14 protein-coding genes are annotated in these 15,730 nt (G+C 37.0%); 5 read left to right on the top strand and 9 right to left on the bottom strand.

What is annotated here, in order from left to right; translation table 11 throughout:
* Positions 1-135 precede the first annotated feature (135 nt).
* The 7 genes from guaB to AC59HC_RS22315 all read right to left on the bottom strand — a co-directional run bounded on the left by guaB (position 136) and on the right by AC59HC_RS22315 (position 6,669).
* On the bottom strand, positions 136-1,596 hold the full coding sequence (guaB, locus tag AC59HC_RS22345; protein WP_110011687.1) for an IMP dehydrogenase: 1,461 nt from the start codon (positions 1,594-1,596) through the stop codon (positions 136-138).
* A gap of 188 nt (positions 1,597-1,784) precedes the next feature.
* The gene (locus AC59HC_RS22340) at positions 1,785-2,489 is read right to left on the bottom strand and encodes a hypothetical protein (RefSeq protein WP_110011688.1); all 705 of its coding nucleotides are present in this window, start codon (positions 2,487-2,489) and stop codon (positions 1,785-1,787) included.
* Positions 2,490-2,576: 87 nt separating this feature from the next.
* Positions 2,577-3,863 carry a DUF4252 domain-containing protein gene (locus AC59HC_RS22335; protein WP_228406597.1) on the bottom strand — a complete coding sequence of 429 codons (1,287 nt, stop codon included), beginning with the start codon at positions 3,861-3,863 and terminating at the stop codon, positions 2,577-2,579.
* A 16-nt stretch (positions 3,864-3,879) separates the two neighbouring features.
* Positions 3,880-4,569: a hypothetical protein gene (locus AC59HC_RS22330; protein WP_343642415.1), complete on the bottom strand. Its 690-nt coding sequence runs from the start codon at positions 4,567-4,569 to the stop codon at positions 3,880-3,882.
* Positions 4,544-5,053, bottom strand: coding sequence for a GFO_1088 family ECF-type sigma factor (locus AC59HC_RS22325; protein WP_002976192.1), 510 nt, complete (start codon positions 5,051-5,053; stop codon positions 4,544-4,546). Before AC59HC_RS22325 ends, AC59HC_RS22330 begins: the two co-directional genes overlap by 26 nt.
* A gap of 99 nt (positions 5,054-5,152) precedes the next feature.
* Positions 5,153-6,313 carry a putative sugar nucleotidyl transferase gene (locus AC59HC_RS22320; protein WP_202844178.1) on the bottom strand — a complete coding sequence of 387 codons (1,161 nt, stop codon included), beginning with the start codon at positions 6,311-6,313 and terminating at the stop codon, positions 5,153-5,155.
* Between the two features lie 104 nt (positions 6,314-6,417).
* Complete coding sequence (locus AC59HC_RS22315; RefSeq protein WP_062702555.1) at positions 6,418-6,669, bottom strand: type B 50S ribosomal protein L31; 252 nt, start codon at positions 6,667-6,669, stop codon at positions 6,418-6,420.
* A gap of 185 nt (positions 6,670-6,854) precedes the next feature.
* Between AC59HC_RS22315 and AC59HC_RS22310 the strand changes: the two genes are divergently transcribed.
* The 5 genes from AC59HC_RS22310 (at position 6,855) to AC59HC_RS22290 (ending at position 12,122) form a co-directional block, all read left to right on the top strand.
* Positions 6,855-8,264, top strand: coding sequence for a hypothetical protein (locus AC59HC_RS22310; protein ID WP_395971839.1), 1,410 nt, complete (start codon positions 6,855-6,857; stop codon positions 8,262-8,264).
* Entirely contained in the window at positions 8,264-8,590 is a 327-nt protein-coding gene (locus AC59HC_RS22305; RefSeq protein WP_047385875.1) for a nucleotide pyrophosphohydrolase, read from the top strand. Before AC59HC_RS22310 ends, AC59HC_RS22305 begins: the two co-directional genes overlap by 1 nt.
* 69 nt (positions 8,591-8,659) lie before the next feature.
* Positions 8,660-9,880 carry a 3-phosphoshikimate 1-carboxyvinyltransferase gene (locus AC59HC_RS22300; RefSeq protein WP_496559399.1) on the top strand — a complete coding sequence of 407 codons (1,221 nt, stop codon included), beginning with the start codon at positions 8,660-8,662 and terminating at the stop codon, positions 9,878-9,880.
* A gap of 233 nt (positions 9,881-10,113) precedes the next feature.
* Positions 10,114-10,797, top strand: coding sequence for a hypothetical protein (locus AC59HC_RS22295; RefSeq protein ID WP_202841605.1), 684 nt, complete (start codon positions 10,114-10,116; stop codon positions 10,795-10,797).
* 326 nt (positions 10,798-11,123) lie between these two features.
* Positions 11,124-12,122, top strand: a complete 999-nt coding sequence (locus tag AC59HC_RS22290; protein WP_496559398.1) for a phosphatidylinositol-specific phospholipase C — start codon at positions 11,124-11,126, stop codon at positions 12,120-12,122.
* Positions 12,123-12,257: 135 nt separating this feature from the next.
* On the opposite strand, the gene AC59HC_RS22285 is transcribed toward AC59HC_RS22290, so the two are convergent.
* Both AC59HC_RS22285 and AC59HC_RS22280 read right to left on the bottom strand, forming a co-directional pair.
* A complete protein-coding gene (locus AC59HC_RS22285; RefSeq protein WP_496559397.1) occupies positions 12,258-14,084 on the bottom strand; it encodes an alkaline phosphatase in 1,827 nt (608 codons plus the stop codon).
* A 112-nt stretch (positions 14,085-14,196) separates the two neighbouring features.
* Positions 14,197-15,705 carry a RagB/SusD family nutrient uptake outer membrane protein gene (locus AC59HC_RS22280; protein ID WP_330744017.1) on the bottom strand — a complete coding sequence of 503 codons (1,509 nt, stop codon included), beginning with the start codon at positions 15,703-15,705 and terminating at the stop codon, positions 14,197-14,199.
* Between the last annotated feature and the right edge of the window lie 25 nt (positions 15,706-15,730).

Genomic DNA, 15,730 nt, shown 5'->3' with positions numbered 1-15,730 from the left:
GGGGACGATGGTTTTTTTAGATTCATAAGGGTGACTAATTTTATGGTTTTTTAGTCAACCTTTTTCAGGACGAGACATACAATAAAAAAACCGCACATATTGTGCGGTTTTTCATATTTAAATTCAATTATATTTTTATAAAGAATAATTTGGGGCTTCCTGTGTGATAATTACATCATGAGGGTGAGATTCTTTCAATCCGCTTCCTGTAATCATTACCAGTTTGGAATCTTTTTGAAGTGTTTCAATATCTTTTGCTCCACAGTATCCCATACCGGCTCTCAAACCTCCTGTCAACTGGAAGATCACATCCTCCAGTTTTCCTTTATGCGGAACTCTTCCTTCAATTCCTTCCGGAACAAATTTTTTAGCTTCACTCTGGAAATATCTTTCTTTACCACCTCTCTTCATTGCTGAAAGACTTCCCATTCCCTGGTAAGATTTGAATTTTCTTCCCTGGAAGATAATTTCTTCTCCCGGAGCCTCATCTGTACCTGCTAAAAGAGAACCAAGCATTACTGCTCCTGCACCACTCGCAATAGCTTTAACGATATCTCCTGAAAGTTTGATTCCACCATCAGCGATTACCGTTACATTTTTTGACTTAGCATATTCGTAAACGTTATAAATAGCAGATAGCTGAGGAACACCTACTCCTGCAACTACTCTTGTTGTACAGATGGAACCCGGTCCTACTCCAACTTTAAGCACGTTGGCTCCTGCTTCAATAAGGTCTTTAGCAGCTTCTGCAGTTACGATATTTCCTCCTACAACATCAAGGTTCGGATATGCTTTTCTGATTTCTGAAATTTTATCTAAAACTCCTTTAGAATGACCATGTGCAGAATCAATGGCTACAATATCAACTCCAGCCTGTACTAAAGCCTCAATTCTCGCTAATGTATCTTCTCCTACACCTACTCCGGCTCCTACGATAAGACGTCCGTTTTGATCCTTATTAGCATTAGGATATTCCAACTGATTATCGATATCCTTTATCGTAATTAAACCTACAAGTTTGTTATCTTTATCTACGATAGGAAGTTTTTCAACTCTGTTTTTAAGAAGGATTTCTTTAGCCTTTTCAAGGTTGGTATCTTTATCTGAAGTGATCAGATTATCTTTGGTCATAATCTCTTCCACTTTCATATCAAGATTTTCCTGATATTTTACGTCTCTGTTGGTAATAATTCCGATCAGAACATTATCAGCATCCACTACCGGAAGGCCGGAAATCTTATATCTTGACATAAGATCTTTAGCTTCCCCTAAAGTATGATCTTTAGATAGCGTAACCGGATCAGATATCATTCCGTTTTCGGAACGTTTTACACGGTTTACCTGAGCTGCCTGCTCAGCAATTGTCATGTTTTTGTGGATAAATCCTAACCCTCCGACTCTTGCTAAAGCAATGGCCAGATCAGCTTCAGTAACAGTGTCCATCGCAGCGGAAACTATCGGAACATTCAGCGTGATTTTGTCGGTAAGTCTTGATTTTAATGAAACCTGGTTAGGTAAAACTTCTGAATAAGAAGGGACTAGAAGAACGTCATCGAAAGTGATGGCTGTCTCTACAATTTTGTTATGAATAGACATCTTTACTTTCTTTGCAAAATTAGGTTATTTTGGTGAGATATGAAAATCCTTTTTGATAGTTTAAATAAAATTTAATAATCAATAACTTAAATCGAAAAACCGCCCTTTTGTAAGAACGGTTACGGTACAAAATAATTGAATAAGTTTGAAACTACTTTATTTATAGGTTAAATATGATCATGTAAGATCTATTTGATGAGACTTCCATTTTCATCAATATTCTCAATATGGGTCTGATTATTTTTATCGATGTATAATTTTAATCTTACTTTCCCTTTATTATCGCGGATAAATATGCCTACATCACCATTGGCTGTCTTGCCTGCAAAAAAGCGTTCACTTCCCAGTTTACCTTTTTCCTGTAGTTGTGCGAATGCTTTTTTTGAAGCTTCCGGATTATTCAGTTTCTTTATAGAATCAGCAGCCTTAATAATATCCTCCATCGGGAAATCATCAGGTCGATCCCAGAGCTTTAAACCATATACTCTTTTTTTATCTTTTCCTGAACCTTCAAAATACTGAAGCTGCATAATCTGATCTGTATTTCTCTGGTCTACAGAATAGACCATTCCGGATTCTTTCTCATTGCCGTCATACACAAGCCCTCCACATTCATCTCCCAGGGAATTGAAAAAAATAAGTCCTGCTTCTCTTTCACGGGGTTTCATTTCCTTATGATTCACCAATCCGGGATGCTGACGCTCCTTATTACTGATAACCATCTTTAAAGTTCCATCTTTCTCAACGATATTGATACGTTCTACATCTATTTCTTTGAAACGTTCGTTGGAAGACTGATTTTTAAAAGCAAGAAGGAAAAACATTACACATAGTACGGTAAGTACAGCGGCGTAGATTTTAAGGACCCGGACTTCTCTTATTAATTTCTCCATGCGGTAAAAGTTTTGGGGATTAGTTATCAGGATTATTGAACAGCAACGGAATTAATCATTTTGGGATGTTGATATCATTTTTAGTTTTTACTTGATTTGCCTTAGGCTTCCTCCTGAAATTTTATCTACTTTAGCATCCAGCTCAGGGTTTCCTTTCAATTTTACATCGGCTCCTGAAGAAACATTTACTTTCAGTTTGTCTGTAACCAATAAGGAAAGACTTGCTCCCGAAGTAGATTCAGCTACTGCCGTGGCAATTTTAAGGTCATCTGCTTTACACGAAGCGCCACTGCTCGTTTCTATCACGGCGGAAACAGCTTCTCCGGATAAGCTTACACTTGCTCCGCTTGAGGTATCCAAAGCCAGTTTCTGTGTGGTAAGTTCAGCAGTCAAAACAGCTCCGGAACTCGCTGTAACATTGGCAGCCTGTCTCGCATTAAAAGTTCCTTTAATAACAGAACCTGACTCTGCTTCAATCTCCATACTATTTTCATTAACAGGATTCACTGCTGTAAAAATACTTCCGGATGAAGTTTTTATACTTTGAAGAGAAGGAGCAGAAACATTAACATTAAGATTTTTAAATCTCAGATTACGGACTCCCTTATTGTCTACGTATATTTTCAATACTCCGTCTTCCACCTTGGTGATAACATATTGAAGTTTATCTGCATCTGCAATTACTTTTACACTGCTGGTATTTTCCTGCTTGAAGGTAACATTTACTCCCACGCTGGCATCTATTTTTGAAAATTGGCCTACATTCCTGTTATCTCCATTCAGATAAGAAGAGGTATTGCCTGATGTAAGGTCATTTCTTACAGAACTCGTCACAGAAGATGTAGTTGTTTCACCAGAATTAATGATCTTATTAACATCCGACAGCTTCATCTTTCCATTGAGGATAAAAATGATATTCTCTTCTTTGGAATCCACATTAAAAACCAGATTCTCCAGATAGTTGTCTTTTTCTTCTTCAGCCAGAAATTTCATAGAAGTTCCGTCACTGCTCATGGACATCAGCTCATTGAAGTTGAGAGCGTTTAAAGCCTTGTTTATTCTCTCTGTTTTTTCTTCATTCATTTTTATGTTCGCAAGATTTTCATCTTTTAAACGATCCGGGAAAGTAATTTTAGGAATAATCAGAATTTTAAGTCCTTCTACATCGTTCAGTATAGGTTTTATCTTTCCGATATAGGCATCATTAACATCAATGGTATTCAATAGCTTGAACATCGGTTTTTTGATGTTGATAGAGGTTACTCTTCCTCTTTTTTCAAAATCCTGAAAAAGCTTGTCTAATTTCTCAGTCTGTGCAGAATAAGTTGCAAAGCTGCTCAGCATTATGGCTATTATAAAAAATATTTTTTTCATGAGATTGATCTGATTTTTAGTATTCGCTGTCAAGATTTTCATTTTTTTGAGAAGATGCTACTGTTTTTTTTAACTCACTTCCTAACTTCATAAAGGAGTATTTTGCAACATCTATAGCTTCTTTTTCACTGCTGATTCTTTTTCCGTTTACAATGACATAAGAATCATTGTATGCTGTTGCAGAATCATTTAAATTTTTACCCAGGAAGGAAGAATTATCAACATATCTGGGTTTTCTTTCTTTTTTAAGCCTTCCTCTTTTTGGCAGAATTTCATCCATTACATCTTTCTCTGCCACCTGGTTATCCTGAAAAACAGAATCTTTTTTCACTCCGGAAATAGAATCGGTATGATTCACCGCTACTTGTTCCTGGTGATCACTGTTTTCTTCCATAAACCCGGACTTTTGTTTTAAGATTTCATCTTTTACGAGTTTTTCTCTGTCCTGCACATCTGCTGTGCCGGAATTATTATCATTAAGAAATAAGCCGATTCCAAATACCAACATCACACTGGCGGCCATCCAGAACCATTTGGGAAAAGAGGGTTTCTTTTTTTCGTCCAATGGAATAATAGGTACAGCATCCTGTTCAGCTTCCGTACTTTCTGCAGTGTGAAGAAAGTCCTCAAAGCTCCAGTCCATTTTTTCTTCCTTGATCTCCCGGAAGACTTCGTTGTATTTATCTTGTAATTGATCTTTTTTCATAGCTCATCAGTTGTGAAATTTGTTCTTTTACTTTTTGTCTCGCACGCATCAGGTTTACCCTTACTGCATTTTCCTCCATTTCCAGCATTTCAGAAATTTCGGAAACATCATATTCTTCTACATCTTTCAAGTGGATGACCATCTTCTGTTTCTCAGGGAGCTGATTGATAAATCCTACAATATGTTCCTTAAGGTTATCAACTTCCATACTATAAAGCTCCGAGCGGTGAAGCTGCATATCCGCAAAACCGATCTTTACGTCGTGATGCTTCAATCTGTTCAGGCATTCGTTCCGGACCGACTTCAGCGCATAGGATTTAAAATTCCCGAATTGCTCAAGCTCATCCCTCTTCTGCCAAAACTTCATCATGAGATCCTGTACTACATCTTCTGCTTCATCACTGCTCATGACAAACCGTTTCGCAAAACGATACATCTCGTCTTTGAGAATAAACACCGTATTCTTGAAAGTTTCTTGGGTCATGAGTTTTGTTTCTTATAGGTAAGACAATTGCAGTTACTTATCTATTACATCAAAAATAAAAAAACTTCAAAAAAATTTGAAGTTTTTTATTTTATTGAATTAATACGTGTCAAAAATATGTTTCAGAATCGCTTTATCCTCTTCTGATAAAGCTACTTTTCTCCTTGCCATGGCTCTTTCTGCTACCTCATATACTTTATCAAGTTTGAATCTTTCATCATCTTTCAGTCCGCCCCATGAAAAGTTTTCCACAAGATTAGGTGGAAATCCTGGTTTGAAGATATTAGAAGCAACACCGATTACCGTTCCTGTATTCAATTGTGTATTGATAGCTGTTTTGGAATGATCTCCCATAATAAGACCTGCAAACTGCAATCCTGTATCTTCAAATGATTTTGTTCTGTAGTTCCAGAATTTTACATTTCCATAATTATTTTTCATGTTTGAAGAATTGGTATCCGCTCCGAAATTACACCATTCGCCAATCACAGAGTTTCCTACAAAACCTTCATGCCCTTTACTGGAGTATCCGAATATAATGATATTATTTACTTCCCCACCTACTTTACAGTGAGGACCAATTGTGGTAGCTCCATAAATTTTAGCCCCAAGATTAAATTTGGAATCATCACAAAGAGCGATTGGCCCGCGAAGATGACAGCCTTCCATCACTTCAGTATTCTTACCGATATAAATCTTCCCTGTTTTTGTATTGATGGTAGAGAATTCAACATAAGCTCCTTCTTCAATAAACAGATCTTTTTTATCACCTAAGAAACCATTGGTTGAAGACAATTCCTGTGAAGTTCTTCCTTTGGTAAGCAGATCAAAGTCAAAATCAATCGCATGATGATTATAGGTAAACAGATCTTTTGGCCTTTTAAAGAAAACAAGATCTTCCTTAATATCTGTCATTTTCTCAATCTGGTTCAGAGAAAAACCTTTCATATTGATTTTTGCGGCGATTAATTCGTCTTCGTACACCAGCGCCTCCCCTTGCTTAAGATCTTTAATTTGTTGGATTACGTTTTCTGTTGGCAGGAAATTCGGAACAAGAAAAAGGCTTTCTTTTTCCTCAGGGCTTTTAAATTTATCCTGAAGATATATTTCTGTGAAATAAGTTACCTCAGTGTTTTCAAGTATTTTCTGCCATCTCTCAGAAAATGTAAGGATTCCGCATCGCATAGCAGCAACCGGGCGGGTAAAAGTAAGCGGAAGAAAATCTTCCCAGTATTGTGCGTCTGAAAATACCAACTGCATCATTCAGTTTTTAAGTTTAAGGTTTAAAATTCAAGATCAACAAATTTACAATAAAAAAAGTCTCCCAAAAATTGGAAGACTTTAATATTTTTAATGTACAAAAATTACTTAGCGAATTTTTTATACTTGTTCATGAACTTATCAACTCTACCTGCAGTGTCAACTAGTTTTACTTTACCAGTGTAGAAAGGGTGAGAAGTTGAAGAGATTTCCATTTTGATTAGAGGATACTCTTGTCCTTCGTACTCGATAGTGTCTTTTGTTTCTGCAGTAGACTTGCAAAGAAACATCTCGTCGTTACTCATATCTTTGAAAACAACAAGTCTATAATTTTCTGGGTGGATTCCGTTTTTCATAATACTATTTTTAAAAAAATTAAAGTTTGCTTTCGAAATAGTAATGGATATTTCTCTGCTAAATTTTAGGTTGCAAAAATACAACATTTTTTTAAAATTCCAAATACTGAATTCAATATTTTTTTATTGATAAGAAATTTAAAGTATTTTCGTTAAATTTGGAACTTACTTAAACTTTAATTTCAATGAAATTCAAATTATTACTGGCTTTTTCCTTCTGGATGTTACTTGTAGCAGTATCATGTAATAAAGATGACATAACGTTTGACAGCCCTACGCAGGAACTTCGTTTCTCAAGAGATACGGTATTTTGTGATACGGTATACCATCAGGTACGTTCAGAAACTTATGTTGTAAAAGTATATAATAATGAAGATAAGGATATTATGATCCCAAGAGTGAACCTTGAAAAAGGAGCCGCTTCATTATATAGAATCAATGTAGATGGAAAACCGGGATATGATTTTAAGAATGTTCCTTTAAGAAAGAAAGACAGTCTTTATATTTTTGTTGAAATTGCCCCGGAAGCTACAGGACCAGAGGCCATAGCAGAAGACAAAGTTCTTTTTACCGGTCCAACAGGACAACAGCATGTAACTTTATTTTCTGTCGTTCAGGATGCAGAATTTTTTATTCAGACTCCCGGCAACCCGAATGTAATTACCAGTTCCACAACGTGGAATAATGATAAAGCAAAGATCATCTACGGAAATCTTACCATTAATCCTAATATAACATTGGATATCAATCCCGGAACGAAAGTATACTTCCACAAAAACAGCGGAATGAAAGTTTCTTCCGGAGCTTTTTTAAATATCAACGGTACTCAGGCCGATCAGGTGATTCTTCGCGGAGACAGGAATGATCCTTATTATGATACGATTCCTAAAAACTGGAATTCTATTAAAATGGAGGCCAATTCTACCCTTAAGATGAACCATGCAAGACTTTTCGGAGGTACAAGAGGACTGGATATGAAGCAAACCAATGCTACCATTACCAATTCATTCATCCATACTTTTTTTGAATATGGAATTTATGCTGTGGGTTCTACCGTGAATGCCAATAATCTTGTCATGAACAATTGCGGTTTATCATGTATCGGTATTTTCCTTGGTGGAAAACACAGCTATACTCACGCTACGATTGCCAATTACTCCAGGACGATGAGTTCTTTTGACAGAGCAGGAATTTTTGCAGCCAATGAATGGAAAAATGATGCGGGGCAATCACAGCAGGGCGCTTTGCAGCTTCTTGACATCAAAAACAGTATTGTGTATTCTGACAGGGATGATGCTGTTCATTTTGAACAAACCCCAGGGCAGCAGTTTGAATTCTTACTTCAAAATTCATTAATCAAATATACCAGTGCAACAGGATCCGGTTTCACTTTTGACAATAATCCGAATGTGATACAAACGGTCAAGAATGCAGAACCACAGTTTGTCAATTATTTTATGGCTAAAATGAATTTAAGGGTAAAACCTGGTTCTCCGGCTCTTGGAAAAGGAAATGCGGCTGTTGCAGCAACGGTACCTTTTGATATCGTTAATGTTTCCAGAACCACTAACCCAACTTTAGGAGCTTATCAATAATGGAAATTACACAGTTACAGCAGCAGGTAGATGAATGGATCAAAACCATCGGTGTAAGGTATTTTAATGAGCTTACCAATATGGCCATGCTGACAGAAGAAGTGGGTGAAGTAGCAAGGATCATTGCCAGAAGGTACGGTGAGCAAAGCGAAAAAGAAAGTGATAAGACTAAAGATCTTGGGGAAGAACTGGCAGATGTACTTTTTGTTACGTTATGCCTGGCCAACCAAACCGGAGTCAATCTGCAGGATGCTTTCGACAGAAAAATGAAAATAAAAACTGACCGTGATAAAGACCGGCATCAGAACAACGAAAAATTGAAATAAATATAAATGATGAGTTATGAATACTACATCAATTTGTAACTCATTATTTTTTTAGAAATGTAGATCATAATGAAGCTAGAAAAATCAAAATTATTGGGAGATAAAACATTACAGATCAGCGGTTCGAAGAGTATTTCGAATCGTTTATTGATTCTGGAAAGCCTGTTTAGTAATATAAAAATCGGGAATTTATCCAATTCCCAGGATACTCAGCTGCTGAAAAAAGCATTATCTGAGAACACAGAAACCGTGGACATCCACCATGCAGGAACGGCAATGCGTTTTCTTACTTCTTATTATTCTATTCAGGAAGGAAAGACAACTGTTCTTACAGGTTCCGGAAGAATGAAGGAAAGACCTATCAAAAATCTGGTAAGTGCTTTGAGAGATCTTGGAGTGGAAATTGAATATATGGAGAATGAAGGTTTTCCCCCTTTAAAAATTACAGGAAGAAAAATCACCCAGACTTCGGTAAATGTTCCTGCGAATATCTCAAGCCAGTTTATCACTTCACTGCTACTTATAGCAGGAAAACTTGAGAATGGATTGGTGATTAATCTTGTGGGTGACGTTACTTCAAGATCTTATATTGAAATGACGCTTGATATCCTGACCAGATTTGGTATTCAAAGCAGTTTTGAAGGAAATACCATCAAAGTAGAACCTTTCACTCCTGACAATTCCGCAGTAGTACATTATGAAGTGGAAAGCGACTGGAGCTCGGCTTCTTACTTCTACTCTATCTGTGCATTGGGAAGAAAAACAATCCATCTGAAAAGTTTTTATAAAGAATCCACACAGGGAGATTCTGCCATTGCTGATATCTACGAAAAGTTCTTCGGGATTAAAACTACTTTTTCTGAAGATGAGCATCAACTAACGCTTGAACCTCAACCCGACTTTTCTTTCCCGGAAAAAATCGTCCTGGATATGAACGACTGTCCGGATATTGCACAAACTCTTTGTGTAACAGCCGCCGCTTTAAAAATTCCTTTTGAGATTTCCGGACTGGGGACCTTAAGAGTAAAGGAAACCGACAGGCTTCTGGCTTTATATAATGAGCTTAAAAAGCTGGGTACCGAAACAGAGATCACAGATTTGACGATTAAATCAATCAGTTTTGGAGAGCCACAAAGCCATATTTCTATTAAGACCTATCAGGATCACAGAATGGCCATGAGTCTTGCACCATTTTGTCTGATCGGCGAGCTCAATATTGAAGATGAAGATGTAGTGGAAAAGTCTTATCCAATGTTCTGGAAAGATCTTGAAAGTATACTGACTCATTAATTTAACAATATAAAAATGTGGTAATTTGAAAAATGATTTTTATTTCGGATTACCACATTTTTATAATGAAGTTGTTTAATAAAAACATTAAGAAGAATTGAAGAAATAAAGTATAGTTAAGATGAATCATTCTGATTTTTAAGCTTAAAAGCAAAGCTCATTTTAATACTCTCAACACCTTAATACAATCTTAATGTTTCAAAAACAAAAGTTTAAACGAGTTGAATATAATAATGATGAAACCTTTCTTTTCCTTTTTGATTGTCTTAGCTGTTTCGGGTTTATCTGCTCAGAAGCTGAAAATTTTTTCGGTTCCGAAGGGTTATACTCAGATTGCAGAAGCCAAAGGCGATCTTGACAAAGATGGAAAAGATGAAACGGTTCTGGTATTTAATACGAATATAAAAGCATCATACGAGCAGAACCCGGAAGGTATAAGTGACTATAAAAGGGTTTTCTATATTCTGAAAAAGGAAAACAGTGGTCTGAAACTATGGAAAGAAAATTCTGATATCATTTTTTCAAGCGGATTCGGATTTTATCCTTCTGATAATACTCTTACAATCAATATAAAAAATAACTGTATTGTTATCGAACAGCTGTTTTTTACCAATTCAAGGCATACACAGCAATATAAACATACGTTCAGATTTCAGAACGGAGATTTTTATCTGATAGGTTTGTACGATCATTTTGAAGATACCTGTGATTTCAGTTTCACCAATGAAATTAATTTTTCTACAGGCCAAGTAATTGTTGACAGAGAATATTCCTCCTGTGATGATGATACCAAACTACCCGAAAACTTACATAAAGAATTTACTCATAAATTCCCGGCTCTTATTAAAATGAATGATTTCTTTATCGGAGACCACAAGTTCAAAATTCCCGGATTGAAGGAGGATTTTGCGTTTTAAGAGAGACTTCTATCTGGAAAAGCTATATCTTTTGAAAACGCAAAGAAAACAATTCTATAGTTCTATTTAAAGAAAGCAAAGAAGGCGACAATGTCGCTGATGAAGCTTAATTGTTATGCATCCGCTTAGAAAGAATCAATTTATTGATTTCATCTCTGCTTCCTCAATATTTTAAGAATAGAAAATAATCTTTGCGTTAATAAAAATTTATTTTCCCTCAACCACCTTCCTTACTTTAGACCAACTTAATTATCTCTTAAAGTTAAATTAACTCCTAATGCTTTGATATATTCTTATTTTTAAGCTACTTTAAAAATAAAAAAACTATGTTCAAACAAAGCATGAAACGTATGACAGCCATCACTCTCGGAGTGGTTACTGCATCCATCTTTTTTTCCTGTTCAAACGACAGTATCCTGGAAAGGGATTCCAACGAAAACAATGTCCCTTCTTTAACAAAAACAGCTGGCAGAGCTTCATTACTGCCTGTTTCTCTGAATAGCTGGATGGCCGGTATTCAGGATAATATTTCTATTTCAAAAATATCAATTCCCGGTACTCATGATTCCGGAGCTCGTATAGATGCCCCTGTTGTATCAGGTACGGCTAAAACCCAGGATCTCAGCATTGCAGAACAGCTGAATGCCGGTGTACGTTTTCTGGATATCCGCTGCAGACATATTGACAATGCTTTTACCATTCATCATGGTGCAATTTATCAGAATATGAATTTTGATGATGTATTGAATGCCTGTTATACATTCCTTCAGAACAATCCGTCAGAAACCATTATCATGTCTGTTAAAGAAGAATATGATGCTTCCAACACCACCAGAACTTTTGAACAGACTTTTGATTCTTATGTACAGAAAAATCCGTCTAAATGGGATCTTGGAGCCAATATTCCCACACTGGGAGCTATAAGAGGAAAGATCAAGTTATTAAGAAGGTTTTCTTCGGGAACAACCAAGGGGATCAATGCTTCACCCTGGGCTGACAATACTACTTTTGACATCAATAACTCAGGCGTACAGCTGAAAGTTCAGGATTATTACAAGGTGACCAACAATGATGATAAGTGGAATGCCATCTCCCGCCTGCTTAACGAAGCTAAAACTGATACGAATGGTAAACTTTTCTTGAATTTCACCAGCGGTTATAAACCAGGAATCTTCGGGATCCCAAGCATTCCTACCGTATCCAATAATATCAATCCAAGACTTAAAACATTCTTCCAGACCAATACTCAGGGTACATTCGGAATAATGCCTATTGATTTTGTGAATGCCGAACTTTCTCAATTGATCGTTAACACCAATTTCTAAATTATTATTTGTTAGATTTATTCAAAGGCTGTCTCTATTTTGAGACGGTCTTTTTTTAAAATGAAAATTAAAAAAAAGACTGCTTCGGATGGAAACAGTCTCTCTTTGTAAAAGTAAAAAAGTGTAAATCAAAAGCTACTTCTGAATTCCGTAAGCTGCCAGTATTTTGTTGAAGATCTCAGTATTTTCAAACAGTCCTGTAAACTCTTTTGAATTCGGCCCGTACGCAAAAACACTTGAAGGAATAGAAGTATGATCATTCGTACTGAAATTTCCGAATACCCAGCCCTCTTTCAGACTGCCATCCAAAAGTGTTAAACCTCCGGTTTCATGGTCTCCCACTACAATCACTAAGGTTTCTTTATTTTCGTCAGCAAATTTCATAGCTTTCCCTACAATATGGTCGAAATCCAGTAATTCTGTCACCAGCTGTTCTATATTATTGCTATGTCCTCCTCCATCAGTCTGCGACGCTTCAATCATCATAAAGAACCCTTTTTTATTGTTCTTTAAATCATTTAAAGTAAGATCAAAGGCATCTGCAAGCCAGTTTCCTCTTCCATTGCTGATTCTTTGTGAGGCCAGAGGATCAATAACCAGCGTACGGTTATTGATTTTCGTTACTGATTTCAAATCCTGATAGAGATCGATTCCGGCATCTTTAAATTTCTGTATATTTTCCTGAGACAATCCACTTGTAGGGCCACCGATCAGGATTTTTGTTTTTGAGGCTGCAAAGTCTTTCAGAATAGGTTCCGAACTGTTTCTGTTATCCGAATGGGCGTAAAAATCAGCAGGCGTTGCATCTGTAACATCTCCGGTGGAAATCAGGCCTGAAACCATTCCTTTTTCAGCAATGATATCAGGGATCTGTGCCAGTGCTTTTCCCATGTTGTCAACTCCGACAAAAGTATTTTTGGTTTTCACTCCTGTTGCGAACGCTGTAGAACCCGGTGCTGAATCTGTAATATAGGCATTGGATGAATTGGTCTTTGAAAGCCCTGTGGATTTCATATTGAAAACATTCAGTTTCCCTTTATTAGCTGTAAAGGCAGCATAATATTGTGGTAAAGAAGTTCCGTCCGGAATAAGAAGGATGACATTCTTTACTTTTTTCTCTACACCATCTGACTGATACGTTGGAGTATAAGTGGCATATTCCTTTGTATTCTTATAAAAGTTTTTCGGAATCGTGTTCATGAATTTTTTGAGATCCGGAATATGATCGGTATTGATATAATCTACGCCTAAATCCATCAGATTTACCCAGGCATTCGGAAAATCCGGAGCTCCATAAAAACGAATAGGCTTCTGCTGGTCATGGGCTTTGTCTACTGCAGTTTTGATTTTTTGCGTTTCTTCATCCCTTGGAATTCCTTTTCCGTTCCATTTTACCAATCCCGGAAGATCTGCACTGAACATTCCGATTCTTTTCAGCTGATCTTCAGAATAATTTTGGTCAATATCTCCATCAAAGTAAAGATAGTTGGGATAGTTCTTAAAATCTGCAGGCTGAGGTCTTCCTCCGGTAATCACAATTTTAATTCCGGAGTTTCCGGTAATCTCCGGGTATTTTTCCAGTGTACTCACTAAAGCTGCCAGTGAAGTTTTATAATCCTGCTTAATATCAATCAGCAACTGAAGTTTCTTACCAGCATCAGGATAGATATTTCCTTTGTTCAGCTTAATCTGTTTTGAAATATTATCGAGATAAAGACTTTCCAGTGTTCTGTCCGGAGAAAGTTCTTTTTCAGTATGAGCAACCCAAAGCTGGCCTTTTACCGGAAAAACATCTGCTTCTATAGAACCGAAATTGGCATAATATGCCTGCCAGAAAGGGATCTCCTGCATATAATCATTATGTGAATGTGCATTCCCTACATTATAATTTAGATAATTCTGTGCCTGATTTTCAGAAAAAACAGCAATGGCCAATACAGCCCATATTTTTGATAGTTTCATTCGTTTAACGTTATTATTTTACAGACCAGATGGAAAGGCCTGCCTTTGAAAAAACTATATCATCACAGAAAGTTCTGCAATGATATAGCGGCTTGTAGATAAAGATTAAATTTTACCAGCCTTCATTTTGTTTAATGATCCCATGACTGTTTACGATTTCAGCCTGTGGAACTGCCCAAACATTATGTACAGCCGGATTAAAGTTTCTTGCGGCCCAGACTACCTGTCCGTTGATACCATGCAGAGGCTTAGCATAAGCAGCCTGCGCATCTCCCCAACGTACAAGGTCTCTGTGTCTGTCTGCCCATTCACCCGCCAGCTCGCAACGTCTTTCATGTTTAAGATCAGCCATTGTACATCCGTTTTTAGCAGATAAACCTGCACGTGCTCTGATCATATTGATCTCCTGATCAGCAGATTTTCCCTGCATCAGTAAAGCTTCTGCTTTGATCAGGATCACCTCAGCGTAACGCATGATCGGAACAGCAAGGTCTGTACACGGATAATCTCCGTTGGCGCTTACGTGACCACTTTTCAGCTCATATTTGAAGGCATCCATATATTTATTAAACTGATATCCGGTAAGGGAATTGGTAGAAGCGTATGTTCTTTCTTTTCCGTTAAAGGTAAACTTGTCTCCTATTTTAAGAATGGTAGCACTTCTTCTAAGGTCTCCGGTTTCGTATTCATCAAATAACTCTTTTGTTGGCTGAAAATATCCCCATCCATTATATTCTCCCCATCCTTTGTTTTCAAGCATTACCCCTGGAAGAATACTTCCCCAGGCAGTAAACTTTGTAGTTCCAGGAACAGACCAGATGTATTCTGAACTGTAGTTATTTTCAGCTTTGAAAACATCAGCAAAATTACCCAATAAAGCTCTGTTTCCTTTGGTCATTACTTCGTTGGCCCAGAATTCTGCATTCTTCCAGTCTTTCATAAACAGGTACACTTTTGCTAACAATGCCCAGGCTGCGGCTTTATGAGGTCTTCCATAATCTTTTGCAGGAAGTTCTGCCTGTGCAGGTAATAATTCAGCGGCTCTTTTCAGGTCATTGACAATGTACGTGTAATTTTCCATTACGTTGGCTGCTCTTGGAATCGGGTTGGGATCCGGATCTTTTGAACGGTCGATGATAGGAACTCCTGCTTTTTCATTTCCATAAGAATAGGCAAGCTCAAAATACATTCTGCTGCTCATGAACAGAGCTTCTCCCAGATATTTATTTTTTGTTGCCTGAGAGGTTTGAATATTATCAACGTTACGGATCACACGGTTCGCAACTCCAATTACATTATATCTTTTGTTCCATTGAGTTTCAAGATCACCTGCCGCGATATAATTGCTGCTGAAGTTTTTAGCATTATCTGCCTCACTTTTTGCTCTTCCGGTTACCATATCATCACTGGCATTGATAAACCAGAACAAACCTCTTCCGTAAAATTCACCATCGAATAAAGGCTTGTACATCGCGTTTGCCCCGGTAATAAGATCGTTTTCTGTTTTCCAGAAGCTGGCTTCGGTAGGTGTTCCTTCAGGTTGAACATCCAGTTCGCCTGTACATGACAAAAGCATTACGGATATTCCTGATACTAACAATATTTTATTGAAAAATTTCATTTTTTTACTTTTTGTTGGTTAAAAA

The organism is Chryseobacterium sp. DZ-32 (assembly GCF_059587025.1).
The sequence above is the reverse complement of the archived record's forward strand: the minus strand, read 5'-3'. Positions and strand labels throughout refer to the sequence as shown.

Excerpts from the sequence above, each read along its gene's own strand:
- guaB (WP_110011687.1), bottom strand. The coding sequence starts at position 1,596 with ATGTCTATTCATAACAAAATTGTAGAGACAGCCATCACTTTCGATGAC.
- AC59HC_RS22340 (WP_110011688.1), bottom strand. The coding sequence starts at position 2,489 with ATGGAGAAATTAATAAGAGAAGTCCGGGTCCTTAAAATCTACGCCGCT.
- AC59HC_RS22335 (WP_228406597.1), bottom strand. The coding sequence starts at position 3,863 with ATGAAAAAAATATTTTTTATAATAGCCATAATGCTGAGCAGCTTTGCA.
- AC59HC_RS22330 (WP_343642415.1), bottom strand. The coding sequence starts at position 4,569 with ATGAAAAAAGATCAATTACAAGATAAATACAACGAAGTCTTCCGGGAG.
- AC59HC_RS22325 (WP_002976192.1), bottom strand. The coding sequence starts at position 5,053 with ATGACCCAAGAAACTTTCAAGAATACGGTGTTTATTCTCAAAGACGAG.
- AC59HC_RS22320 (WP_202844178.1), bottom strand. The coding sequence starts at position 6,313 with ATGCAGTTGGTATTTTCAGACGCACAATACTGGGAAGATTTTCTTCCG.
- AC59HC_RS22315 (WP_062702555.1), bottom strand. The coding sequence starts at position 6,669 with ATGAAAAACGGAATCCACCCAGAAAATTATAGACTTGTTGTTTTCAAA.
- AC59HC_RS22310 (WP_395971839.1), top strand. The coding sequence starts at position 6,855 with ATGAAATTCAAATTATTACTGGCTTTTTCCTTCTGGATGTTACTTGTA.
- AC59HC_RS22305 (WP_047385875.1), top strand. The coding sequence starts at position 8,264 with ATGGAAATTACACAGTTACAGCAGCAGGTAGATGAATGGATCAAAACC.
- AC59HC_RS22300 (WP_496559399.1), top strand. The coding sequence starts at position 8,660 with ATGAAGCTAGAAAAATCAAAATTATTGGGAGATAAAACATTACAGATC.
- AC59HC_RS22295 (WP_202841605.1), top strand. The coding sequence starts at position 10,114 with ATGATGAAACCTTTCTTTTCCTTTTTGATTGTCTTAGCTGTTTCGGGT.
- AC59HC_RS22290 (WP_496559398.1), top strand. The coding sequence starts at position 11,124 with ATGTTCAAACAAAGCATGAAACGTATGACAGCCATCACTCTCGGAGTG.
- AC59HC_RS22285 (WP_496559397.1), bottom strand. The coding sequence starts at position 14,084 with ATGAAACTATCAAAAATATGGGCTGTATTGGCCATTGCTGTTTTTTCT.
- AC59HC_RS22280 (WP_330744017.1), bottom strand. The coding sequence starts at position 15,705 with ATGAAATTTTTCAATAAAATATTGTTAGTATCAGGAATATCCGTAATG.